The sequence below is a fragment of the Clostridium sp. AM43-3BH genome, from assembly GCF_003479985.1.
GTDB lineage: Bacteria > Bacillota > Clostridia > Lachnospirales > Lachnospiraceae > Otoolea > Otoolea fessa.
In genome coordinates this window covers 321,864-345,405 of record NZ_QUIH01000002.1, presented here as the reverse complement: position 1 = coordinate 345,405, position 23,542 = coordinate 321,864, and the positions used below count along the sequence as shown (strand labels likewise).

At 45.9% G+C, this 23,542-nt stretch carries 21 protein-coding genes; 10 read left to right on the top strand and 11 right to left on the bottom strand.

Translation table 11 applies throughout. The annotated features are described in order from the left end of the window. Nucleotides 1-5: 5 nt before the first annotated feature. Both DW931_RS05005 and DW931_RS05000 read left to right on the top strand, forming a co-directional pair. The gene (locus DW931_RS05005) at nucleotides 6-1,703 is read left to right on the top strand and encodes an LCP family protein (protein ID WP_118626916.1); all 1,698 of its coding nucleotides are present in this window, start codon (nucleotides 6-8) and stop codon (nucleotides 1,701-1,703) included. A 28-nt stretch (nucleotides 1,704-1,731) separates the two neighbouring features. After that, entirely contained in the window at nucleotides 1,732-2,646 is a 915-nt protein-coding gene (locus tag DW931_RS05000; RefSeq protein ID WP_182429162.1) for an AEC family transporter, read from the top strand. 785 nt (nucleotides 2,647-3,431) lie between these two features. Here DW931_RS05000 and DW931_RS04995 read toward each other — a convergent pair. The 7 genes from DW931_RS04995 to DW931_RS04965 form a co-directional block, all read right to left on the bottom strand. Then, nucleotides 3,432-4,574 carry a site-specific integrase gene (locus tag DW931_RS04995; protein WP_118482336.1) on the bottom strand — a complete coding sequence of 381 codons (1,143 nt, stop codon included), beginning with the start codon at nucleotides 4,572-4,574 and terminating at the stop codon, nucleotides 3,432-3,434. Between the two features lie 84 nt (nucleotides 4,575-4,658). Continuing rightward, nucleotides 4,659-4,829 carry a helix-turn-helix domain-containing protein gene (locus DW931_RS04990; RefSeq protein ID WP_118482337.1) on the bottom strand — a complete coding sequence of 57 codons (171 nt, stop codon included), beginning with the start codon at nucleotides 4,827-4,829 and terminating at the stop codon, nucleotides 4,659-4,661. A 3-nt stretch (nucleotides 4,830-4,832) separates the two neighbouring features. Continuing rightward, nucleotides 4,833-5,873 (bottom strand): replication protein, encoded by a 1,041-nt coding sequence (locus tag DW931_RS04985; protein WP_182364923.1) that lies wholly within the window; start codon nucleotides 5,871-5,873, stop codon nucleotides 4,833-4,835. Nucleotides 5,874-6,048: 175 nt separating this feature from the next. Then, nucleotides 6,049-7,284: an FtsK/SpoIIIE domain-containing protein gene (locus DW931_RS04980; RefSeq protein WP_118482338.1), complete on the bottom strand. Its 1,236-nt coding sequence runs from the start codon at nucleotides 7,282-7,284 to the stop codon at nucleotides 6,049-6,051. Beyond that, the gene (locus DW931_RS04975; RefSeq protein ID WP_118482339.1) at nucleotides 7,281-7,637 is read right to left on the bottom strand and encodes a DUF961 family protein; all 357 of its coding nucleotides are present in this window, start codon (nucleotides 7,635-7,637) and stop codon (nucleotides 7,281-7,283) included. The genes DW931_RS04980 and DW931_RS04975 overlap by 4 nt, the downstream gene beginning before the upstream one ends. A 258-nt stretch (nucleotides 7,638-7,895) precedes the next feature. Further along, nucleotides 7,896-8,378 (bottom strand): hypothetical protein, encoded by a 483-nt coding sequence (locus tag DW931_RS04970; RefSeq protein ID WP_118482340.1) that lies wholly within the window; start codon nucleotides 8,376-8,378, stop codon nucleotides 7,896-7,898. Between the two features lie 14 nt (nucleotides 8,379-8,392). Further along, the gene (locus tag DW931_RS04965) at nucleotides 8,393-8,572 is read right to left on the bottom strand and encodes a YlcI/YnfO family protein (protein WP_118482341.1); all 180 of its coding nucleotides are present in this window, start codon (nucleotides 8,570-8,572) and stop codon (nucleotides 8,393-8,395) included. Nucleotides 8,573-8,710: 138 nt separating this feature from the next. Between DW931_RS04965 and DW931_RS04960 the strand changes: the two genes are divergently transcribed. Continuing rightward, entirely contained in the window at nucleotides 8,711-10,147 is a 1,437-nt protein-coding gene (locus tag DW931_RS04960; protein WP_118482342.1) for a hypothetical protein, read from the top strand. A gap of 17 nt (nucleotides 10,148-10,164) precedes the next feature. After that, complete coding sequence (locus DW931_RS04955) at nucleotides 10,165-10,932, top strand: hypothetical protein (protein WP_118482343.1); 768 nt, start codon at nucleotides 10,165-10,167, stop codon at nucleotides 10,930-10,932. Between the two features lie 239 nt (nucleotides 10,933-11,171). Here DW931_RS04955 and DW931_RS04950 read toward each other — a convergent pair whose 3' ends face one another. Beyond that, nucleotides 11,172-12,380, bottom strand: a complete 1,209-nt coding sequence (locus DW931_RS04950) for a class I SAM-dependent rRNA methyltransferase (RefSeq protein WP_118482350.1) — start codon at nucleotides 12,378-12,380, stop codon at nucleotides 11,172-11,174. 213 nt (nucleotides 12,381-12,593) lie between these two features. On the opposite strand from DW931_RS04950, the gene DW931_RS04945 reads away from it, so the two are divergent. Continuing rightward, nucleotides 12,594-14,201, top strand: coding sequence for a trypsin-like peptidase domain-containing protein (locus DW931_RS04945; RefSeq protein ID WP_347559425.1), 1,608 nt, complete (start codon nucleotides 12,594-12,596; stop codon nucleotides 14,199-14,201). A gap of 290 nt (nucleotides 14,202-14,491) precedes the next feature. Further along, on the top strand, nucleotides 14,492-15,979 hold the full coding sequence (gene clpX / locus DW931_RS04940; RefSeq protein WP_118482345.1) for an ATP-dependent Clp protease ATP-binding subunit ClpX: 1,488 nt from the start codon (nucleotides 14,492-14,494) through the stop codon (nucleotides 15,977-15,979). A 110-nt stretch (nucleotides 15,980-16,089) separates the two neighbouring features. Here the strand turns inward: clpX and DW931_RS04935 are convergent, their stop codons facing one another. Next, on the bottom strand, nucleotides 16,090-17,781 hold the full coding sequence (locus tag DW931_RS04935) for a S8 family peptidase (protein ID WP_118626915.1): 1,692 nt from the start codon (nucleotides 17,779-17,781) through the stop codon (nucleotides 16,090-16,092). A 137-nt stretch (nucleotides 17,782-17,918) separates the two neighbouring features. Here DW931_RS04935 and DW931_RS04930 point away from each other — a divergent pair, with 137 nt between their 5' ends. After that, nucleotides 17,919-18,458 (top strand): signal peptidase II, encoded by a 540-nt coding sequence (locus DW931_RS04930; RefSeq protein ID WP_118482346.1) that lies wholly within the window; start codon nucleotides 17,919-17,921, stop codon nucleotides 18,456-18,458. Here the strand turns inward: DW931_RS04930 and DW931_RS04925 are convergent. Next, on the bottom strand, nucleotides 18,388-19,230 hold the full coding sequence (locus tag DW931_RS04925; RefSeq protein WP_118626914.1) for a BadF/BadG/BcrA/BcrD ATPase family protein: 843 nt from the start codon (nucleotides 19,228-19,230) through the stop codon (nucleotides 18,388-18,390). The two genes, DW931_RS04930 and DW931_RS04925, sit on opposite strands and share 71 nt — an antisense overlap. 604 nt (nucleotides 19,231-19,834) lie before the next feature. Between DW931_RS04925 and DW931_RS04915 the strand changes: the two genes are divergently transcribed. Further along, the gene (locus DW931_RS04915) at nucleotides 19,835-21,163 is read left to right on the top strand and encodes a hemolysin family protein (protein WP_118482347.1); all 1,329 of its coding nucleotides are present in this window, start codon (nucleotides 19,835-19,837) and stop codon (nucleotides 21,161-21,163) included. Here the strand turns inward: DW931_RS04915 and DW931_RS04910 are convergent. Next, on the bottom strand, nucleotides 21,098-21,457 hold the full coding sequence (locus tag DW931_RS04910; RefSeq protein WP_107001467.1) for a TIGR04086 family membrane protein: 360 nt from the start codon (nucleotides 21,455-21,457) through the stop codon (nucleotides 21,098-21,100). The genes DW931_RS04915 and DW931_RS04910 overlap by 66 nt on opposite strands. 336 nt (nucleotides 21,458-21,793) lie before the next feature. Here DW931_RS04910 and scfA point away from each other — a divergent pair, with 336 nt between their 5' ends. Next, the gene (gene scfA, locus DW931_RS04905) at nucleotides 21,794-21,940 is read left to right on the top strand and encodes a six-cysteine ranthipeptide SCIFF (protein WP_022359867.1); all 147 of its coding nucleotides are present in this window, start codon (nucleotides 21,794-21,796) and stop codon (nucleotides 21,938-21,940) included. Between the two features lie 185 nt (nucleotides 21,941-22,125). Next, nucleotides 22,126-23,529, top strand: a complete 1,404-nt coding sequence (scfB, locus tag DW931_RS04900) for a thioether cross-link-forming SCIFF peptide maturase (RefSeq protein ID WP_107001519.1) — start codon at nucleotides 22,126-22,128, stop codon at nucleotides 23,527-23,529. The last annotated feature ends 13 nt before the right edge of the window (nucleotides 23,530-23,542 follow it).

Genomic DNA, 23,542 nt, shown 5'->3' with positions numbered 1-23,542 from the left:
ACCACATGGGATATGAAGAAGAAAGAGATAGGTCAGGACACCGCCGGAGCCGACGGGCAAAACCGTCGGAGATGGAAGACGATGGTCTGACACTGATCACGGATTCATTTACGGAACGCCGGGAGGACGGATCCCACCGGAGCGGAGATAGAAGCCGAAGTGGTCAGAAAGCGGCAAAGAGGGGACAGACGCAGCCTGGCAGCAGCCGGGAGAGCCGGAATCAGGAGAAAACCCGGACCATGAACCGGTCGGATATTTACGCCGACCCGGTTAAATTGAAAGCGCGCCGGAAAAAGAAGCGGAAGATATGGTTTATTCTTCTGGAGAGCGTGATGCTGATCGGGATTCTCTGCTTTGCGGGATATTCGTATATCAGCAGCCGTCTGGATCTGATGCAGCGGCTTCCGTGGAACCCGGATGAGATCAAAAACGTCGAGATTTCGGAGGAGAAGCAGGAGCAGATGAGCGGTTATTGGACGATCGCGGTTTTCGGCGTGGATAGCCGTAACTCATCGGTCGGAAAGGGCAACAACTCGGATGTCAATATTCTCTGCAACATCGATCAGGGAACCGGTGAGATACGTCTGGTTTCGGTGTACCGGGATTCATATTTAAATATCAGCGACAAGAATACCTACAACAAAATCAACGCTGCTTATATGCAGGGCGGACCGGAGCAGGTTGTCAAGGCGCTCAATAGGAACCTGGATATCGATATTGACGATTATGCGACCTTTAACTGGAAAGCCGTTGCAGATGCGATCAACATTCTGGGCGGCATTGACGTGGAGATCACGAAATCAGAGTTTTATTATATCAATGCGTTCATTTCTGAGACGGTCAAGGCGACCGGCGTCGCTTCGACCCAGCTTAAATCAGCGGGCATGAACCATCTGGACGGTGTGCAGGCGGTTGCATATGGGCGTCTCCGTCTGATGGATACGGACTATGCCCGTACCGAACGACAGAGAAAGGTTATTTCCCTCGCGTTTGAGAAGATGAAAAAAGCAGATTGGGCGACGATCAACAATATTGTGCAGACGGTATTTCCACAGGTGGCGACCAGCATCGAGATCAATGATCTGTTGAAGATAGGACGAAATATTACGCGTTATCATCTGACCGAGACGACCGGTTTCCCGTCGGAGCTGAGGGAAAAGAAGATGGGACGCAAGGGCGCCTGCGTCATCCCGCAGACGCTGGAGAGCAATGTCATCGAGCTGCATCATTTCCTGTTTGGCGATGAGGAATACACGCCGACTGAGACGGTCCGGACGATCAGTCAGAAAATTGTATCAGATACAGGCGTTCATGGCACGAAACAGGCAGAAACGAAGGCATTGCCGAAGACGACCGAGGCGACGACAATTTCCATTCTGGATCCGACGCAGGAGAGCGGCGCGGACGAAAGCCAGGAAGCCGGGAGCGGCATCGACGAGTCGGAGAAAGAGACCGGTAATGCTTCGGAAACACAGGAGAATGGCGTTTCTGAGCAGGAAAGCCGTCCGGACGGTACGCATGCATCAAAGGAAAATGCGCGGGAGAGCAGTGAGGCAGAGTCTGGCGGTTCTTCGTCGGCATTTCCGGGCGGAAATTCTGGCACCGGCACGGAGAATGGCAGAGAAAAACCTTCCGGCAGCGGTTCCCCGAATGGAAGCAGTGCACCGGGAAGTAAGACGGATGCGGGAATCATCATTGAGTGATGAGAGAGTGTGAAACGGAGGAAATGCTTTGAATTTAGATGGTTTGTACCGGATGCAGGGAATGTTATTTTCCCTGATGATTCTGGGTGCATTCTTAAAGAAGAAGGGAATTATCACGGATGAGGGAAAAAGGGTCATTGCGGATCTGGTCATCTTTGTGACACTTCCCTGCAGTATCATCGAGTCATTTGAAGTAGAACTGAGCATGGATATCTTAAAGAGCAGCGCACAGGCGCTGCTCGTCTCGTGTATGGTTCAGGTGGCTTGTTATATCTTAAATATGGTACTGTACCCGGGTGTGGGAGAGGAAAAGAAGAAGGTCCTCAAATACGCGACGATGGCGTCCAATGCCGGGATTCTGGGAAATCCGGTGGCGGAGGGCATCTTCGGCTCGATGGGGCTTTTCTACGCCTCTTTTTACCTGATTCCGCAGAGAACTGCGATGTGGTCTCTGGGAATGACGTATTTTACGAAGGCGCCGGATCGGAAGACGCTGATTAAAAAGATATGCACGCATCCGTGTATTGTCTCCGTATTCATCGGCTTTGTGCTGATGCTTTTACAGATGCAGATTCCGGGATTCCTGGGAGATACGGTACATAGCTTAAACAAGGCAAACACGGCAGTCTCCATGATTTTTGTCGGAACCGTTCTGGCGGAGGCAGATATGAAGACGATGATCACGCCACTCAGCTGCTACTATGCCGCCGTGCGCCTGATCCTGATTCCGGCGCTTGTGTGGATCGGCTGCCTCCTGTTCCATATCGACACGCTGGTGATGGGGATTTCCGTGGTGCTGGCAGCGATGCCGGCAGCAAGCACGACGGCGATTCTTGCCGCGAAATATGGCGGGGATGAAGTCTTTGCGACGAAGTGCGTGGTATTTACGACGCTGCTTTCGATGGTGTCGGCACCGGTTTGGTGTATGGTGCTGCAGCGGTAATCCCTTAGTTACTGTTCACGGGTAGGCACTTTTGGAACCGAAAGTGCCGTAAGAAAACGTGGTGGCAGCAGGAATTTGCCGTATTTGAATGCGAAGCCACGGCAAATTCCGTTACTGGGCACGCATGCGTGAACAGTAACATCCCTTATGAGTTCGTATTTCTATAAGGGGGTTTTCGCTTGCATTGGATGAAAAGATATGTTATATTAGGGATAGAAAAAAGGAAAAGCCAGAGGAGCGGCTTACCTGAATAAATTAAACAACTGTTTTATTAACAGCCGTCATTATTGCAGTAATGGCGGCTATTTTCGTTTTCCCTTGAAAATTGTATAACACAATCCAACAAGGGCGCAAATGAATATTCCAATCTGAATCAAATCAGAGTATGTAACATACATTGGCAATGCCCTCCTTTCTTTCGTCTGGAGGGTTAGATTTGTGCCTCGTTCCAGTCTTTGATAAACAAGCTTTGCTGAAATCTAGCAACCCTCCGATAACAGAGGGTAAGCCGCCTGGCTCTCTGGTTTTTCCCATGTACGAAGTATATCATATTTTATCAGAACAGACAATGATAAAACGAAACAAATCCCCTCAGATTGCTCTGAGAGGATTTGCATATTCATGATTTATAATAGCAGTTCATATTGCTTGGTTATAGTCTTACAAACATTCTGTAATTTTACTTCTCATCCACAACCTGGAAAATAATAAACTTCAAGTAAACACTTAAAATTCCTTGATTTTCCAAGGCTTTTTCCTTGTTAAATACGTTTACTACACCACATTTACACCATTTCTGTAATAATAGACATTTCATCTTTCAACGTAGAATCTAATACGTGACAATACAAATCCATTGTCATTTGCAGGGAATTGTGTCCTAACAATTTCTGTAATGTTTTAGGGCGCATACCTTTTGCGATACAATTCGTTGCAAAAGTGTGTCTAAGACAATGTGGTGCAAATACTTCAAATGTTTGTACGGGATTTTCTGTGTTTATGCGATTGACCAGATAGCGTATAGCAGTTCTTATATTGCTTTCATGCAGAGGATGATTGGTTTTGCTTGTAAACACCAGATTTTCAAATCCCGATTGAGCTTTAAATCTGCTGTTTACCTTGTCCCGCCATGCCTTTTGCTCTTGCAGTATTTCCATGACCTGTTTAGACATGGGAATGTTCCGCTTGCCCGCCTTACTTTTCGGTGGATGAAACTCATAGATTGCAGTTCCATTGTTGGGAAGATAACAGAGCGTTTTTTCTACATGGATGAAACCAGTCTCAAAATCAACACATTCCCATGTAAGACCAAGAATTTCTCCCATTCGCATACCAGTATTTAACGCAAGAACAAAAAAGGGATAAAGCTGACTGTTTTTCGTTGATTGATAAAGTATCTGAATTTCATCCGGTGTTAATACACGTTTTTCAGGCTGTTCCGTACCGTCTATTTTGGTATTGACCGATACAGCAACATTTTTATTTATCAAATCTGATTCAAAAGCCCTGTTAAGCATATCAACAAGGAGCGCTTTACAATCTCGTCTGGATTTATCACTTTTTAAATTATTGAAAGCGTTTTGAATAATGACCAGATTCAGATTTGTCAGTTTACGCCATCCCAGTTCCTCACGAAGCCGATTATACTGGACGGAGTAGGTGCGCCTGGTTGTATCTCTGCAATGCTTTTTACAGGTGGTCATCCATACGTTATACCATTCGTCCAAGGTCATATTACTGGTAACTACATTTATCTGCTTCTCGTCCTCATATTGTGCGTCCCGCAGCTTTTTTGTTATATCGTTGTATGTTTTTGCATAAATCGTCTGTCTTTTGCCAAAACGATTGATAAAGCGTGCCTGATAAAGCCCGTCTTTACGTTGGGAAATGCCTTTCCCCAATTCTTTTCCTTTTAATGATTTACCCATTCTGTACTCCTTTTCTATGGTAAATCAAAAGGGTATTGCTAAGATGTACGCATAGTATATCACAGCAATACCCCTGTTTTCAATCTATACAGCCATTTTGTCAAGCCATTTATCCAGCTTGTTTTTATCAGCATACCATCGGTTTCCAATCTGTACACCGAATCCGTTTTTACCTCTGACAAGTTCCCTTGCTTTCGTTTCTCCAATTCCCAGATAGGAGCATAATTCTTTCAGGTTCAATAGCTTCTTCTCCATAGGCTATTCCTTGAACGGTATAGAACACTGTTCAGCCTTTGTCAGTGAGTGGAAGTTGTTATTTCTTTCGAGATATTCCTTTACCGAAGAGTAGGTTATAACGTGTTCTGCATCCTGATAGAAAATAACCTGATGTATCCGTCGCAGGAACGCTTCCCATGTTGCCGGGCTTTCTGCCTGTACATTTACATATTGTTGTTCCAGAAGAATATTAGAAATAATATAGACTTCCAGATAGCAGGCTGTTTTGTTATTATACCGGGCAGACAGTTCACAGGGATAGCCGTCCAGATAATTGAGCATATCCTGTATTTTCAGACTGCTTCGGAACTCTTCAAAGATAATAACACTGTGATTTTTATAGCTGTCAAATGGATGTATGTAATCTGTCACACGAAATACATTACTATATCCGTATTTCTCCATGACAGACCGTGTTTTACCAGTTTCGGTTTTCCCGAAGATATAAGTAACAGTAAGTTCCCGCCATGTATTTTTATATTCATCCTCAATTAAAAGCTGCCTTGCCCGGTCTATTTTGTCCAGATAACGCATAGCCTGTGGAAATGCTTTTAATATTTCTGCTGTACTCAGTCCGCTTTCTATCATATCATAGATAAATTGTAGTTCGCCCTTTTCGCTCATAGTTTCTTTGGCGGGCATAATGCCATATTCTTCAAAAGTTCCGACGATAGAAGTTTCTGTTTTAGAGGTGCTTTTCCATTTCCCGGCTTTCAGAATATAATCTTTGTTTTCTGCTGATGAACCATAGGCTGATTCTATGTGTCCCTGTGGAAAACGCTTTTTTACCGTAGAGAAGCGGATAGGTGAAGCGCTGTACAAATAGATGTGTGTATGTGGTGTCTGCTCTTTCAGCCCGATTTCATCCGCCATACACCAGTAAGATACAGAGCCGAGTCTGCCAATTTCTTCTTTAATTTGCGGATGGGTCATAGGTGGAATCATACTAAGCGGATTATTAAGCGTTATATTATATTTTCGTGCCTGTCGGTCTTTTGATTCCTGTATTTTCTTTTCTTCCATAAGATTCTCCTACCTGCTACAAAATGATGTAACAGCCTAAAACACTTGATTTTATTGGATAATCAGAGGGTTGCTACAACCCCTTGTAATACTAAAGGGGTTGTACCGCCCCAGTTCCCCGCCGGTGGCGGTCACTGGGGCAGAAACTTTTTATTCCCCGTTGCTTTTAGCCTGCTTAATCAAGTGCATGATTTTTAATATAAGGTGCTACAAATTCCCGTGGTCTGCTGTCAAGCCCTGTTCTCATAATCAAACCAGAGCCGATTTCTCCATAGCGAAGATTTTTTACATCTGCATATTCCGTTCCGAAAATCATACTATATTCACCGGCTGACATCTGACCGAGAGCAACCTTTAAGCCGATATTCCCACGGATACCGCTGTTTCCGAAATATTCTGCTAATCCAGATTGCGAAATCAATCCGGCATAAATATTTTTGCTTCGTCCGCTGACAATAATAGCATTGATTTTACCTAAAGTTTCTTTATACAGCTTATCTGGAAAGACCAGTTTCATCAGGATAATTTCATCACAAATAACACAGACAGGATTAAAATTAAAATCTGTATTTCCATCAATTCCCTGTTGTTCCATATTGGAAATATCGACTGTCCTGCTTTGTAATTCTTCTGTTATGAGTGAAATTTCTTCTGATATCTGTTTTGGCTCATACGCATAAGTAATTGCAATATTTCCATGACAAAATTGCTCCATTTCAACGTCTCTTTTTACATCCAGATAAAGGACACGGACACCGCATTTTAACAGACTGGAAATAATAAAGCGTGTAAAAGTTGTTTTGCCTGAACCAGTAGAGCCAACAATCAGAAAGTGCGGGATTTTCCTGTAATTCCATATAAGGGATGGGGAGAGGTAAACTGTAGTTTCTCCGGAATCCCCCGGAATATCTGCTTTAGACGAAATAACAAGAGCTTTTTCCTGCTCTAATTCAAACAGATATTCTATGTAGCCCCTTTTTTCATATATGTTCAGGCATACCTTTTCCAGACGGTCAGCTAACCCTGTTTCCAGTCCCCGTAGATTGATTTGGTTTCCAGACAGCCGGAAGCGGATATGCAGCGTATTAGAAGCTGTGTCCATACACCAATCCGTTTGCGGGTAAAATGTGTACACTCTCTTTCTTCCCCGAAATGCAGTTTCATATAATTGATTTTCTTCAATATGCTTCTGTATAAGGCGGGAAATTTTTCCCGCCTTGTAGAAGTTGGTATATCGTACTACTGTAAAGAACATGACCAAAATCAGAAGCATGACAGCCAATGCGATTGCAAAACTTATGTTTCTGGTTACTACATAAGCTGTCAAAAAGATAACCATGAGAAACATATACAGGCTACAGCACCATTTTAACCACCAAAAGGAATGGGCGGTTACTCTGTGGTATTTCATGCCTGTGCGTCTCCCGTATTTACCCGCAGTCTGGGTGGATTGACAATCTCAATCTGGTCAGCTACGGCACTGATTTTGATTTCATTGCTTCTAAAATCCTGCCAGAGTTTCGCATCCAGATTGTTAAAGATAACCGGAGTCGGTTTTCCGTTAAATTCTACAGACGGAACAGTCTCTTTTACTTTAACCACGAACTTTTCCCACTGTCTTGTAGAAATAACCGGGTAGCCGATAGCTTCCAGTTCATTTGTACGTTTTCCATCTGCATAGACATAGACTTCTTTCGGTTCTCCGATTAACATCAGTTCTCCAAAGGTTTCATTAAAATCAAAAACTACTTCACTTAATTTCATGTATGTATCCTCCAAAATTTGAATTTTTCTAAGTCGCGCAACTTATGAATCGGATTATAGCGGAAAATGAAGCCGTTGGATATTACAAGACAAGTAGAAGCGGAAAGGCGCATAAAATAAGGGATTTTTTCAAAAAACAAATTTCAGAGTAGCGAAAAAACGTGATAAACAGGTGAAATTTTTTACAGACCATGTAAAAAGATGTGAAAGAAAAATGCACGCTGATGATTCAACGTGCATTATAGATGTTGTTATTTTTTACTTGTAGACTCTTCGGGAACGAGCATAAGAGCCTAGCCAATATTGCTTTTCAATGCCAAGCGCCTTTAAAATTTCATTGCATTGACTTATGGATTTACCTCGGCAATTTGTTAATAAAAAAGTATACGCATAGTCTCGTTTGTTAAATCTGGAAAATTCTACTCCAAGACTGCTGAATAAAGCTTGAGAAAGCATTAAATCTAATTTATATGCAACACATACAGTCATAACTGTAGAGCGTTGCGTTGGCGTTGATATATCAACGACCTTTTTTAGTCTATAAAGCATATTAGCGTTCAGTTCTGTTTTTTCCGCAAAAGATGTATAACTTTCACCTTCTAATATTTCGCTTATCATTTCATTAAATGATTTATTGTATTTTGTTGAATTTTCAAAGTCCTTGTAGAATTGTTGTTCTAATTTAATCCATTCAGAATAATCATAGTCTGCAATAGATGGTTCTTTTATCACTTTAGACATATTGTATCCCCCTTTCATTGGTTTTTAGAAGTATCCATATCATTTAAGGCATATTCACACGCCTGAATGACAAAACTGGAAAATGTCACATCCTGATTGACGATTGCTTTATCTATTCTATCAATTAGTTCTACGGGGAAGCGTATAGTCTTATTTTCTGATTCTTTTCGGTTTGGTTTTAGTTGAAAAGCCATAAGCATTACCTCCTGTCATTACTATCATATTGCTAATCACTTTATAAATAAGCATTGCGTATTGTATTGCAAAATATGTTGCAAATTATATTGCAAATTAAATTCAGCATGGTAGAATTGACAAAAAGGAGGGTTCGCATGGTTTACAGATATGATTACGATGTAAAAAATAATTTGATTGATTTACTGGAAACAAAGCAAGACTTTGCCGGTGTACTGGAAATGCCATACTATTTAGAACAGTATCATCAAGAAACAAGCACAGCAAGACAGAATTTGCAAAGATTCCTGATTTACAAACTGTCATATTATTTAGATGATTCTGATTTAAAACAATTTGATTGCGATGTATGTGAAGAAATGACTACTTCTTATCTGAAAACATATCATTGGCTCGACGGATACCGGAGTGAGCAACAACCATCTACGGCGGTCAAATATGAAGTAACAAACGGGGATATAACCTATAGAGGAGATACCATGACCAGTGCATGGATTCCCATAGAAAATTATATTCAGTTAAAAATGTCTGGTCAGATTAAAATGCAAGGGAATATGTGGGAACTTTATTTTCTTAGGAATATGGAAAAAGTAAGATTGTCACCGGAAGCCGGACGTTTTTTGCAATTAACGCATTCTATTGGTAATTTTATACCTGTTCCGAGAGGATTTAATACTGGACGGAGTGGAGAATATGCTAAATGGGATTCATGGGATTTAACACTGGCACAGATATTCCAATGGTACACGGATAATTCTGATATGGCGACTATTTGTAATCATGGAGCATTAGAGCATTTGTTTACTTATGCAAAAAATAAAGAATCGACTATTCAGTATTGTGAAGCATGGTTACAACTATTTGGAACATGGAAAAATTTTGTGAAAGAAAATTATTTAGAAGCATTTGTAGATAAAAAAGGAGTGCCGAAGAAATTTTTTCCGGGACATTCCTTAGAGAACCCGCTTCCGAAAACCTTAAAAGAATATGAGACATTTTTTCAAACGGTAAACAAGTGCATTGAACAGCGAGGAAAACAGATTGCCAATTTTCTTATGAATAGAGAAAATGGAGCAGAATCAATGGGTAAAGGGGCTTCAACATTCAGTTTTTCAGATTTACAAAATGCGAAAGAGACTTTTCTGGAATATGTATACAGTTTTTTGTCGATAAGTACCTGGAAACTTAAACTTCTGGGATTTTTCCTGTTCTATATCATTTTCAGTCCGGTTATGATTAAAATGGAAGTGCATTCACTTTATCAAGTGATTTTTTCTGTTGCCGTTATAATTTTTCTTGCATTTCTTATCATTTATTTTTCTTTAGGGGCTATGTATAAGTGTCCTACTTGCAAGAAACGGTTTGCGTTAAAACGGATAGGAAAAGAGCTGGCTAGTTCTGAACGTATTTCTATTTTACAGGAAGTAAAAACCAGAAATCGTAATGGAAATGTTGTTAGAACGCAGGAGCAATATATTCCGGGAACCAGAAGAATATACGAGATTCATTATGTCTGCAAAAATTGTGGCGAAGATTGTTACAGACAATATGAAAAAGAAACACCCAACATATAAAGGAGATTTGACAATTTATGAAATTAACCAGAAGATTAGGCTTCCTTATGCTGGCAGGAATACTTGCAAGCTGTACTGCCTGTGGTTCTGAAACAACCCCTGTACCTGTGAAAGAGAGTATTCAGGAAGAAACAGACAACAGTGTTAGCAGTTCCGAAGAAACACCAGTTTCGGAAAGTGAGGAAAATTCTGATACGCAGGAATTAAAATTAGACCACACCTATGTAACACAGTTTGGAACGGTAAACGCAGTATCATATCCCTGTTTTTTGTTTGATTATCCGGGAAATTGGACGGTAACGAATGAAGAGGTATCGCAGACTGATGAAACAGTGGTGCTTACAAACGAAAGAGGTTCAACCATAACATATACTTATATTGGTGGTGTTGCAGAAGGACAGTTAGGGTCTGGTTCGGCAACTGATATGACAAGGATTGAGCTTTCTACTGTGGCAGATTCCCAGTTTATTCCCGGTTATGTGGATGCAAGAAATTATGAGGATTTAGGGAAATTTGTAGTAGCTGAAACTAAAATCACAGGTACAATGGATATGCTTACAGATTCAGATTTTGTAGATGCGGATGGAGCAGTTTCTTTTGCTGTTTTGCCGGAAAACAGAACCGGGACAGAAGAAACAACAGATCTTCCTTTGCGTGTTCAAAATACATTCTGGTATAGTGGCTATGTTTCATTCACAGCACAAGCACCAGACGGACAGTTCACAGAAGCGGAACAGACAGAGGTCATTGCTATATTGTCAAGTTTCAGAGTAGAGGATAATTAAGTATCAAGTTGAATGAAGTGGTATCAGACCGGAGATAAGGAAAAATAATATATAAGGGATATTCCAAGAGAGTGATTTGGGATATCCCTTTTTACATCTGCATACCCTTTGATTTACACCATTTACTACACCATCTGGCTATAAAATTACACCATTTTCCGATAAGTTACGATAGTTTCACATTTTTAACAAATGCACTGTAAACCGTATAAATCAAGGATTTCTGCCATTCTGAAAAATTACTTCTCATCCACAACCTGAAAGATGTAGAACTTCAGATAATAGGACGTCTCATCCCCCGCCCACAGAATCGGATGGTCGGCTGCCTGGGTGCGGTATTCGATCTGGCGCAGGCGGCGGTGGGCGCTGCGGGCTGCCTCCTGAATCGCCTTTGTGAAGAGTTCCGGCGTCATGAAATGGGAGCAGGAGCAGGTGGCGAAGTAGCCGCCGTCCTTTACCAGACGCAGACCGCGAATATTGATCTCGCGGTAGCCCTTGATGGCATTTTTGACCGAGCTGCGGGATTTTGTGAAGGCAGGCGGATCGAGAATCACGACGTCAAATTGCTCATCTTTTGCCTCTAATTCCGGAAGCAGGTCAAAGACATCCGCGCACTGAAAGGTGGTAGTGCCGGAAACACCGTTTAACTCTGCATTTTCACGCGCCTGTGCGACGGCAAGTTCGGACGCATCCACGCCGATGACCTCTTTGGCGCCGGAGACGGCTGCATTTAAGGCAAAGGAGCCGGTGTGGGTAAAACAGTCCAGAACGCGTTTGCCCGGGCAGAGACGCTGGATTGCCAGACGGTTGTATTTCTGGTCGAGGAAAAAGCCAGTTTTCTGCCCGTCCTTGACATCTACCAGATAGCGGACACCATTTTCAACGATCTCTACTTTTGTATCAAATGGTTCCCCGATAAAGCCCTTATAGCGCTCCATGCCCTCCTGTAAGCGGACCTTAGCGTCGCTGCGCTCGTAAATACCGCGGATATGAATGCCGTCTTCCTCAAGCACCTTGACGAGCTTTTCCAGAATCAGCGGTTTCAGACGGTCGATACCGAGCGCCAGGGATTCAACGACCAGCACATCGGAAAATTTGTCGATCACGATGCCCGGAAGGAAATCTGCTTCGCCGAAAATCAGGCGGCAGCTGCTGGTATCAACTGTCTGACGGCGGTATTCCCAGGCATTGCGGACGCGCATTTCGATAAAAGCATCGTCGATGACAGTATCCTTTTTGCGGGAAAGCATCCGCACGGTAAGCTTGGAGCGGGTGTTGATAAAACCACATCCGAGCGGATAACCGTCAAAATCTTCGACACGAAGGATATCGCCATTTTCAAATTCGCCCTCAATTCGTTCAATTTCATTATCATAGATCCACATACCGCCGGCTTTCAGGGAACGAGCCTCGCCTTTGCGGATATGGACAACTGCCTGTGTATTCATCATGGATGTAACAGTCCTTTCATATAAAAATGTAAAATTCGTTTCTTTTATTAAGTATACAAGAGGAGAGAAGGACTGACAAGTGAAAACCGAGAGATGTTTTTAAGCTTCACAGATTTATGATTTTATTTTCACAATTACATCACAAATAACTGATAGACTATCTCATGTAAACAGAGAGAGGGCAGAAAGCCTGAGACAGAATATAAGAGTATGAACAATCCGCTGCGGGAAGGTTCGCAAAATGGACAGTACGCGGCTGTGATTCCTGAGAACAGGAGGTATGAATATATGTATGACGAGAATGAAAGAAATGAGAGACACGATCAGGATGTAGATTATACGGAGGGCGCTTATTCGGACAGCGCTTATGAGGAAAAGAATAACGATACTGCTAAAAAAGAAGAAACTTCCGATTATGGCGGTTATCATGATTCCCGTTACCGGGGCAGTCTCGATGGAGAACCGGAGGCAGCAGCCGGAGCAGACCCGAAAGAGAATGCAGAGAAGCAGCCGGAACGCAGCTATATTCCGGAAGAACGGAGTGGCCGGGGACATGGCTCTAAGAATACTGGTAAGAAAATTGCGGCACTTGTGATGTCGGGCATTTTGTTTGGCTGTGTGGCAGGCGGAACCATGGTTGGCGTGAATGCACTTTCAAACCGGCTTCTTCCGGGTGAGACCGCACAGGAAACGATCGGTCAGGTTTCCCAGGAGACGCAGGCAGATGCGGGCACTAAAACGCAGGCCTCCATTGGCAACGATGTTTCTTCGATTGTAGAGAAAGCGATGCCGTCCGTTGTAGCGATCAACAACAAGATGATTTATACACAGAACAACTGGCTGTTTGGTCAGCAGCAGTACGAGGTGCCGAGCAGCGGTTCAGGAATCATTGCCGGACAGAATGACACGGAACTTCTGATTATTACCAATAACCATGTCGTTGAAGATTCCGAGGAACTTTCGGTTACTTTTATTGATAACCAGAGCGTTAAGGCAGCGGTCAAAGGTACTGATTCCGATTCGGATCTGGCAGTCATTGCCGTACAGCTTTCGGATATACCGGAAGAAACGAGAAAACAGATTAAGGCAGCCGATCTGGGCGATTCTGATTCCCTGAAGCTGGGACAGGGTGTTGTGGCAATCGGTAACGCACTGGGACAGGGGCAGTCGGTTACCGTCGGTTATGTCAGCGCTTTAAATAAAAAGCTAACCATCAACGACGTAGAGCGGACACTTCTGCAGGTCGATGCGGCGATCAACCCAGGCAACAGCGGCGGCGCACTTTTAAATATGAACGGTGAAGTTATCGGCATCAATGCGGCGAAGTATTCGGACACCAGTGTTGAGGGTATCGGCTATGCGATCCCGATTTCACAGGCAAAGGATATTATCAGCGACCTGATGACGAAGACGACGAAGGTAGCTGTCGATGAGAATGAGCAGGGCTATCTGGGAATCCAGCCTCAGAATATCGACAGCCAGATGGCGCAGGCGTATGGCATGCCGGAAGGTATCTATGTATACAAGATTGTTGCGGGCGGCGCGGCATCCAGGTCGGATCTGCGGGAGCGCGATATTATCACCAAGTTTGACGGTGAGAAGGTAAAGAATGGTGATGATCTCAAGAAACTGCTGACTTACTATAAGGCAGGTTCCACCGTTACCATGACGGTACAGAGTTTGGAAAATGGCAAATATGTCGAGAGAAACGTACAAATTACACTGGGCTCCAAGAGCGATATGCCGCAGAGCCAGGATGGCCAGAACGAGAGCCGGAGTGAATCACAGGCAAGTCCGCAGAGAAAACTGGGAAGATAGAAAGTATCCCATCAGCGAAGTGGGCTGGAATGGATATTTGCCCGTAACGGTGAAGATACGGAACTGTTGCGAAGCGGAAATGAATAAAATCAGGAAGATATAGAAAAGAAGGCAGGTGAACCGCCGGTAGATCCTCTTGTAATTAGAGAGGGCGGTGATTCATCTGTCTTTTTGTTTCATAGGAAATTTTTTATTTTAAAAACGAAATGACGGCTGCTGTTATGATTTACGTTTTTCACAAGCTATGATAAAATGAAAAGGTGCTTTTAGATTGGAGGAAATATAAAAATATGAGTGATAACCAGAATATAGATACGACAACCAATATAAACGAAACAGATACAAATAAAACCAGTACAGATCATTCGGATGATTACGAGAAAATCTGCTACGTCTGCCGCCGCCCGGAGAGCAAGGCGGGAGAGATGATCACGATGCCGGGCGGGATGAATTTCTGCCATGAGTGTATGCAGAAAGCATTTGACTCGATTTCCAAGTCGGGCATGGACTTTTCCAAGCTTCAAAATATGCCGTTTATGAACATGAATCTCAATGATTTTGCGGGCATGCAGGTGCCGAATACAGAGATTCCAGAGAAAAATAAGATCAAGAAAAAGAGCAAGGCAAAAGACACGGAGAAATTTCTGACGATGAAGGATGTTCCGGCACCGCACCAGATCAAGGCGCAGCTGGATGCATATGTGATCGGGCAGGAGCGGGCGAAAAGGGCAGTTTCAGTGGCAGTCTACAACCATTATAAGCGCGTGATTCTCCGGCAGCAGGACGAGCTCCGGGCAAATGAAAATACGGAAGAAAAGGCGGAAAACGCGGCGGCACAGGGAATGCAGATGCAGGGCGGCGAGCCGGAGATTGAGAAATCCAACATCCTGATGCTGGGACCGACCGGAAGCGGAAAAACGTACCTGGTCAAGACGCTGGCGAAGCTTTTGGATGTGCCGCTGGCGATCGCGGATGCGACGGCGCTCACGGAAGCTGGATATATCGGAGATGATATAGAAAGCGTAGTCTCCAAGCTTCTGGCAGCGGCTGGAAATGATGTGGAGAAAGCTGAGCAAGGCATCATTTTCATCGATGAGATCGATAAAATTGCGAAAAAGAAAAATACGATGAGCCGCGATGTCAGCGGTGAGTCGGTACAGCAGGAGCTTTTAAAACTTCTGGAAGGCAGCCAGGTAGAGGTGCCGGTCGGCTCAAACCAGAAGAATGCACTCACGCCGATGGCGACTGTGGATACGAACAACATCCTGTTTATCTGTGGTGGCGCGTTTCCGGGACTGGATGATATCATCAAGGAGCGCCTGAAAAAGCGTTCCACGATGGGCTTCAACTCCCATTTGAAGGATGAATTTGACAATGATCCGGATATTTTGAGCCAGGTGACAACGGAAGATCTGCGGAATTTTGGCATGATTCCAGAGTTTCTCGGACGTCTGCCGGTGCTTGTGAGCCTGCAGGGGCTGACAAAGGAATTGCTGATGCGGATTCTGAAAGAACCGAAAAATGCGATCCTCAAGCAGTATGAGCGCCTGCTGGCGCTGGATGAGGTCAAACTGGTGTTTGAGGACGATGCACTGGAGTGGATCGCCGAGCGGGCGCTGGAAAAAGATACGGGTGCCCGTGCGCTGCGTGCCATTTTAGAGGATTTTATGATGGATATCATGTATGAGATCCCGAAAGATCCGAATATCGGATCCGTTGTGATCACGCGCCCGTATCTGGAGAAGAATGGCGGTCCGCGGATAGAGATGCGGGGATAATAGCTTTTCAGGAGCATGATCGGTGAACGGTGTCATGGATGTGGTGAAAGTTAGCGATGTAAGGATCCGGAAAAGCAATTTGTGTGTGAAGAGAAAACAGCAGAAGTTAATTAACTTCTCATGGATAAAAAAGAGTTATATAGGTTTAACGTCCCATACCCCCACTCCCGGCTGGGATATTCGATGGAATTTCGGCGGTCAGCCCCGCGGATCAGAAATGCCTTGGCAATCGAGGTGTTGATCCGCGGGGCTGATGGCGTATAGGCAGACCAGGAGAGCAGGATCGCGGCGGCTCCGGCGGTCATGGCGGCGGCAAATGAGGTTCCGGTTACCTCCTGATAATCGGGAAGCGGGAGCCGGACGCCGGGGGCGGCAAGGTCGGGCTTGATAGTTCTGGTGCGGGTAAAACCGCGGCTGGAATGCAGATAGATCCCGCCCGTCTGGTGGCTGTAGGCGGCGGTGGTGATGATGGCTGCTGTATTGCCCGGATCGGTGATGGTTGTGTCCGGATCCGGGCGCAGAAAGAAGGTTTCATCCGAGATAAAGCCGTGCACCGGCAGCCACATATGATATTCACCCTGAATCGAGAGCGTGTGGTAGACGCGGATTTTCCAGATTCCGGCGGCGGGGGCATCAAAGCGCATCAGGATCAGTTCGCTTCCGGTCGCCAGCTCGGAGCTGGTGTAGTTGAGGTGAATGGTCGTTCCTTCCAGAAGAAAGGGAATCCGGCGTTCTTCGTCGCCGGAGAGCCGGATGCGTCCCGTTTCGTCGCCGGAGGGGGATAAAAATCCGACACTGTAAAGCTCCGATTCACGCGCCCACAGTTCCAGCGTAAATCCCCGTTCGCCGGGACCGACCCGCAGTTCCACATCCTCATAGGAGGTGGAAGCAGGAAATACACTGCGAAAATGGTGCCCGCGCCCGGTTTCATTGCCTCCGGCGGCGACCAGAATCTGCCCGCTGGCGCGCGACAGGCTGTTCAGATACAGACCAAGCGGCGAAGTGCCGCTGTGGCTTCCGGTATTGGTGCCAAGACCCAGCAGGATCACAAGGGGCTTTTTCTCCTGCCTGGCAATATAAAGAAGAAACTTGATTCCGAGCATGATGTCGTCCTCCTGAAAGGCGATGGCATCCTCGCGGATCAGAAAAAAATCGCGAAGATAGGTTCTGGCTGGTTTCAAGCGGACAACGACCAGTTCCGATTCCGGCGCCGCCCCGGAGAAAAAAGCATCGGCATCTTCGGAACCGGCGGCGACCAGCGCCATCTGCGTGCCGTGGCGGAGAGGATCCGAGGTGGGAACGATGGAATGCGGATCTTCCGAGCGCAGCGCCTCGTTGATGTGGGAACGCTGGTAGACACTTCCGTAGTGCAGCGCATCGATCGGATCCGGCGTGCTAAGCCCCGCGCCCGGAACCGTCTGATCCCAGATGGCGGCGATGCGCGTGCTTCCATCCGGATCGCGTAACAAGGGATTTGTATAATCGATCCCCGTATCCACAATCCCAATCAGCGTCCCGCGCCCCTTGTTTCCCAGGAAGGGCTGTTCTGCCGTCCGGGAAATTCCTGCGCTGTCCAGGCTGGATGTATCTAATATGGTATAAAGATTCGGGATCGAGTCATAGCCATACTGCTGGACTGAGAGCGGCAGCGCCTCCGCCAGAGACCGGTGCCAGATCACATACTCATGATTGACAAAATCATAGCAGCCGGAATCATTTTCCAAAATCTGGTTATAGGTAAAAGGAAAAAAACGTTCGATAAAATCGGCGGTTTGGTTGTCTGGAAGAGAAGAACAATTCATAGCGTTTTCCATAGAGATTTTTTAGAATTTAAGATAAGATATGCGGTAAAATACGAAAGCTTCCCTATACTCTGTCGGAAAAACTTGTTATAATAAATATAAGTTAGATAATGACATTTATATGAGGAGGTGCCCTTATGAAAAAATACCTGTATATGATAGTTGCCCTGTTCGGCATCGATTATTTCTGCAAGGAAAACATAGAAGCCCAGAAACCGGAAGATTTTCCGCGCGACATGGAAAAAAGCCATGGAAAGATCCGTCTGTACCGCAATCACAACGACGGTTTCTGTTTTGGAGTAAAAAAAGAAAAGAAAGAACTGGTTCGCATGGTGCCGGTTGTCTTTACTTCGGCGGCAGCGGGCATTCTGACATGGTTACTGTGCCGGGACGAAGGCAGAAAAGCCGATCGGATCGGGTTTGCCCTCATCACGGCGGGTGGTTTAAGCAACCTGTATGACCGCCTCAAACGCGGTTATGTGGTAGATTATTTCAGCATCCGGTGTAAATATCTGGAAAAGGTCGTCTTTAATCTGGGAGACTTTTTTATCTTCGCAGGAAGCGCCCTGATCGCAGCCTTCGATCTGCTGGGAGCCGTCCGTGATCTTACTTCTCCGGCAGAGGATCACATAAAAGCGCTCCGACTGCCGTGGCGAAAGACGGATGAGGCGGAATGATATAGTCGATTCCAAAGACATCGTGCATCTGATTGAAAATGTCAAAGGTCTTTGCAGCAGGTGCAAGGCTGGCGAGAGAACCGGTCAGGACGACATTTCGGGTGGTGTCCTGGCTGAGCGCTAGGGACGCCATCACACCCACATTTTCATAAATCATATTGAAAAGAGCGGCAGCCAGATCAGCATCCGAGGCGCCGCTTTTGATTCGCCCAAAATTGACAGCGGTTAAGTCGGCGGCAAGTCCCGGGACATCTTCCTCCTGCACGTCGGCGATGCGGAGATCTGCCATGGCCTTATTGCCGCGCAGCGCCATCTCTGAGAGGGCAAAAATGTCGGTGACGCCGAGAAAACGCTCCGCCATGCCGGCAAGTGTCCCACCGCCGACGCCGCTTCCGCCCAGATGACGGAAGCCGTTTGTCCTGGAAGCGCGGATAAAGGCAGAGCCGGTTCCAAGGCTGACCACCAGCGCTTCGTCAAGCCCGGACAGGTATAGGCCGCCGTGTCCGATGGCATCCAGCTCCAGGGCATGGATGGTCGGGATGCCGAAGATATTTTCATGGAAATACGTCGAACCGAGCCCGGTCAGGACGATTTTTTCAACATCATCAAACGAAGCGCCCTGCTGATCCAGGAAACGCCCGAGAACACCGTAAGCCGAGGTGCGCGGGTCATCCGCGTGAACCTGAAGCGTACCAAGCAGAGTGCCATGCTCATCCAGCGCCGCCGCCTTGGTGCTGGAACTGCCGATGTCGATTCCGAGGGATAAATTCATTTGCTTATCTCCTTTATGATATAAAAATAGGATATGGCTGCCAGGGCAGTCGTTCCGTATCTTTTATGACTGTAAGAATTGGATTGTTTTTATAAACATTATAGGGTAAAGTAAAATAAAGTGCAATGGAAGAATGTGGTCCGAATGTTCTTAAAATGATATTTGAAATGGATAACATAAAGATTTATATGTCACGCCCAAGCTTTGTTGAGATTCCGGCTGAGACTGAAATATGCTTTAGTGATAAGGAAATAGTGACCGGAAATACGGGATATCAGGCATGGTGGAGCAGAGAGTATGAGGTCCATGTTTAATAAGGAGTTCTTTAAGTGTTCCCAGTTTACGCACATTAACAGATGTACTTTTTCCCTCGTTATTAATATAGCTTTTTGCAATATAAAAAGACTCCGAATTTTTTTGACACAAAAAAAGCAGGTTCTATGCGGCCTGCAAGGTATTTTTCTATTATACAACTGTCAAACTCCCGGATATGGCAGAAGTATGGAAATGCAGGTCTGTATTTATTGACAGAACCTATGAAATACGGTAGAATCAACCTTAAAAAAGAGTAATCCCCTATGAGGGGAGATAGGAGTTGAGTTTTTTGAGTTCTGGTGATGGGATACAGCTATTGATTTTGGTACTGCTGCTTTTGATGTCGGCTTTCTTTTCTTCAACGGAGACGGCGCTGACGACGGTCAACAAGATCCGGGTGCGGACGCTGGCGGAGAATGGCGATAAGCAGGCAGAGTATGTATTAAAGATCATAGAGGATCCGAGCAAAATGCTGAGTGCGATTCTGATCGGCAACAATGTGGTAAACCTGTATGCGTCTTCTCTTGCGACGGTTCTTGCCACCCACATCTGGGGTAACAAGATCGTAGGGATTGCGACGGGCATTCTGACGCTTTTGATTTTGATTTTCGGCGAGATCACGCCGAAGACGGTTGCGACGATACAGTCTGAGCGGATTGCATTTCGGTTCGCCAAAATCATTTATTATATCATGACGGTGCTGACACCGGTCATTTTTGTGGTCAACCAGCTCTCATTTTTAGTGTTGAAGCTGCTTCGCGTGGATGTGAAGGCGAAGGGGGAGTCCATCACAGAGGATGAGCTACGGACGATCGTGGAGGTCAGCCACGAAGAGGGCGTCATCGAGTCCGAAGAGAAGAAGATGATCAACAATGTGTTTGATTTTGGGGACGCCGTGGCGCGCGATGTCATGCTTCCAAAGGTCAACATGACGTTTGTGGATGTGGATGCGACGTATGACGAGCTGATGGAGGTATTCCGCAGTGAGAAATACACGCGTTACCCGGTCTATGAGGAGACGACGGACAATGTCATCGGTGTTCTGAACATCAAGGATATTTTCTTAAAAGGCGGGGAAGAGGGCTTTTCTGTCCGGAAATATCTGCGGAAACCTCTCTATACATATGAATTTAAGAAGGTTGCTGAGCTGATGCGCGAGATGCGGAAAGCAGCGATCAGCATCGTGATCGTGCTCGACGAGTACGGTTCGACGGTCGGTCTTATCACGTTGGAAGATATGCTGGAGGAGATTGTCGGAGATATCCGGGACGAGTACGATGGAGACGAGGAAAAGTCCATACAGCGCATCGCCCCGCGGGAATACATGGTAGACGGTTCGGTCAAACTTGACGATCTGGATGAACGCCTGAATCTGGAACTCCAGTCAGACGAATATGATTCCATTGGCGGACTGGTGATCGGACTTTTGAACCATCTTCCACAGGAAAAAGAAGAGGTTGTGGTGGAAAACGTCCGCCTCGTCGTCGAATGTGTGGATAAGAACCGGATCGATAAGATTCATCTGTACCTGTTAAGCCCGTCGGAGGCGGCGTTAGCTAAACATACCGCCGATGGTGCCGCTTCCGGCGCAGAGGGCGAAGGAAAGCAGCAGGGATGAGGCAGTCTCCTTGAGGGACTGTCGGATCGCAAAAGACAGGGCTAGAAAAATAAGAAAATAAAGGGCGCCGGCACAGAATCCCCAGAGGAACCGGCGCCTTTTTGCTTTCTTTCCGGCGACGAGTCCTGCCAGAAAGCAGGCGAGAATGTAGATGCCGCGCACTCCTAGCGTGATTTCCTTTTCACCCCACTGAAACCGGTACATCCCAAACGCGAGCAGAAGCAGAAAGACAGCGGTTGCCGCGTAGGAGAAGAGGGAAGAACGGAGCAGAATCTGGATAGCTGATTTTTCCATGATAAAATACCTGTGTGCATTCTTTTTCTATTCGTATGAACAAAGAAGGACAAATATGCCTGCAGAATGAAACATTGTTACAAACAAGCGTTACTGTTCACGCATACGTGCCCAGTAACGGAATTTGCCGTGGCTTCGCATCTCAATACGGCAAATTCCTGCTGCCACCACGTTTTCTTACGGCACTTTCGGTTCCAAAAGTGCCTACCCGTGAACAGTTCCAAAAAAGCCGGAATCTGTGAGAAACACGGTAAATTGAAATGCTTGCACAAGCGGGCAACATATGATATAATCTGTAGGACTTTATATACTAAAAAAATGAAGGAGGACATAGAGATGAAACACGTAAAGACACTGAGCGCAAGCACACTGAAGAACAGCATGAAGAAAGGCGGCTGCGGCGAGTGCCAGACATCCTGCCAGTCTGCATGTAAGACATCCTGTACTGTAGGTAACCAGAGCTGCGAGAACCAGAACCGCTAATTGGCAGTACAAAACAAATGAGGCGTTTTCTGATAAATCAGAGCTTTTCATGAGTGGGAGAGCTGGAGTCTGAGAAAACGCAGAGTTGACACAGGGAGGCAGACAAGACGGAGCGCGGTCCGAGGAGAGGACTGCATATGTTCCGGGTTGTCTGCCTGCCTATGTCTTATAGAAGGAGAAAGACAGTGATTCATCAGTATATAAATAATGGATATTATATCGTACTGGATGTCAACAGTGGCTCCGTCCATTCGGTCGATCCGCTTCTGTACGATGTGATTTCCTTTTTATCGGAGCGGATTCCGGATAGCGAGAAGCCGTTTCAGATTGCCCAGTCCCTGAAAGACGAGACGGCGGCAGCATTAAAAGAGAAATACAGCCAGGAAGAGATCAGAGAGGCGTTTGAGGACATTCAGGAGCTCATCGATCAGGAAGAACTCTTTACCGCTGACATTTACAAAAACTTCGTTATGGATTTCAAGAAGCGCCAGACGGTTGTCAAGGCACTCTGCCTGCATATCGCGCATGACTGCAACCTTGCCTGTCAGTACTGCTTTGCAGAAGAGGGCGAGTATCATGGACGCAGAGCGCTGATGACATTTGAGGTCGGCAAGAAAGCGCTGGATTTCCTGATTGCCAATTCTGGAAACCGCCGGAACCTGGAAGTCGATTTCTTCGGCGGCGAGCCGCTGATGAACTGGCAGGTGGTTAAACAGTTAGTCGAGTACGGACGTTCCCAGGAAGAGGCGCACAACAAGAAATTCCGTTTCACACTGACCACCAACGGCGTTCTGTTAAACGATGAAATTATGGAATTCTGCAACCGCGAGATGTCAAACGTCGTGCTCAGTCTGGATGGACGAAAAGAGGTCAACGACAAGATGCGCCCATTCCGCAACGGAACCGGAAGCTACGACCTGATCGTGCCGAAGTTCCAGAAATTTGCAGAGAAGCGCGGAGACCGCGATTATTTCGTGCGTGGTACCTTCACACACAACAACCTGGATTTTGGCAAAGATGTTCTGCATTTTGCCGATCTTGGATTCAAGAAAATGTCGGTTGAGCCGGTCGTAGCACCGGATGAAGAGCCTTACGCGATCAAAGAGGCGGATCTTCCGCAGATTCTCGAGGAATATGACCGTCTGGCAGCAGAGTATGTCAAGAGACACAAAGAGGGACGCGGCTTCACGTTCTTCCACTTTATGCTCGATCTGACACAGGGACCGTGCGTGGCAAAACGTCTGTCCGGATGCGGTTCAGGAACTGAGTATCTGGCAGTTACCCCGTGGGGCGACCTCTATCCGTGCCATCAGTTTGTAGGAAACGAAGATTTCCTGCTCGGCAACGTGGATACGGGCGTGACCAACACGGCAGTCCGCGACGAGTTCAAGCTCTGCAATGTCTATGCGAAAGACAAATGTCGGGATTGCTTTGCCAGATTTTACTGCAGTGGCGGCTGTGCGGCCAATTCCTACAACTTCCACGGTTCCATCACGGATGCGTATGATATCGGGTGCGAGATGCAGAAAAAACGTATCGAGTGCGCGATCATGATAAAAGCTGCTCTTGCAGACGGCTCTGACGAGTAGAGAACAAGGAGAG

Coding starts and splice junctions, on each gene's coding strand:
- DW931_RS05005 (WP_118626916.1), top strand. CDS start 6: ATGGGATATGAAGAAGAAAGAGATAGGTCAGGACACCGCCGGAGCCGA.
- DW931_RS04995 (WP_118482336.1), bottom strand. CDS start 4,574: ATGGGTAAATCATTAAAAGGAAAAGAATTGGGGAAAGGCATTTCCCAA.
- DW931_RS04990 (WP_118482337.1), bottom strand. CDS start 4,829: ATGGAGAAGAAGCTATTGAACCTGAAAGAATTATGCTCCTATCTGGGA.
- DW931_RS04985 (WP_182364923.1), bottom strand. CDS start 5,873: ATGGAAGAAAAGAAAATACAGGAATCAAAAGACCGACAGGCACGAAAA.
- DW931_RS04980 (WP_118482338.1), bottom strand. CDS start 7,284: ATGAAATACCACAGAGTAACCGCCCATTCCTTTTGGTGGTTAAAATGG.
- DW931_RS04975 (WP_118482339.1), bottom strand. CDS start 7,637: ATGAAATTAAGTGAAGTAGTTTTTGATTTTAATGAAACCTTTGGAGAA.
- DW931_RS04970 (WP_118482340.1), bottom strand. CDS start 8,378: ATGTCTAAAGTGATAAAAGAACCATCTATTGCAGACTATGATTATTCT.
- DW931_RS04965 (WP_118482341.1), bottom strand. CDS start 8,572: ATGGCTTTTCAACTAAAACCAAACCGAAAAGAATCAGAAAATAAGACT.
- DW931_RS04960 (WP_118482342.1), top strand. CDS start 8,711: ATGGTTTACAGATATGATTACGATGTAAAAAATAATTTGATTGATTTA.
- DW931_RS04955 (WP_118482343.1), top strand. CDS start 10,165: ATGAAATTAACCAGAAGATTAGGCTTCCTTATGCTGGCAGGAATACTT.
- DW931_RS04950 (WP_118482350.1), bottom strand. CDS start 12,380: ATGAATACACAGGCAGTTGTCCATATCCGCAAAGGCGAGGCTCGTTCC.
- DW931_RS04945 (WP_347559425.1), top strand. CDS start 12,594: ATGAACAATCCGCTGCGGGAAGGTTCGCAAAATGGACAGTACGCGGCT.
- clpX (WP_118482345.1), top strand. CDS start 14,492: ATGAGTGATAACCAGAATATAGATACGACAACCAATATAAACGAAACA.
- DW931_RS04935 (WP_118626915.1), bottom strand. CDS start 17,781: ATGAATTGTTCTTCTCTTCCAGACAACCAAACCGCCGATTTTATCGAA.
- DW931_RS04930 (WP_118482346.1), top strand. CDS start 17,919: ATGAAAAAATACCTGTATATGATAGTTGCCCTGTTCGGCATCGATTAT.
- DW931_RS04925 (WP_118626914.1), bottom strand. CDS start 19,230: ATGAATTTATCCCTCGGAATCGACATCGGCAGTTCCAGCACCAAGGCG.
- DW931_RS04910 (WP_107001467.1), bottom strand. CDS start 21,457: ATGGAAAAATCAGCTATCCAGATTCTGCTCCGTTCTTCCCTCTTCTCC.
- scfA (WP_022359867.1), top strand. CDS start 21,794: ATGAAACACGTAAAGACACTGAGCGCAAGCACACTGAAGAACAGCATG.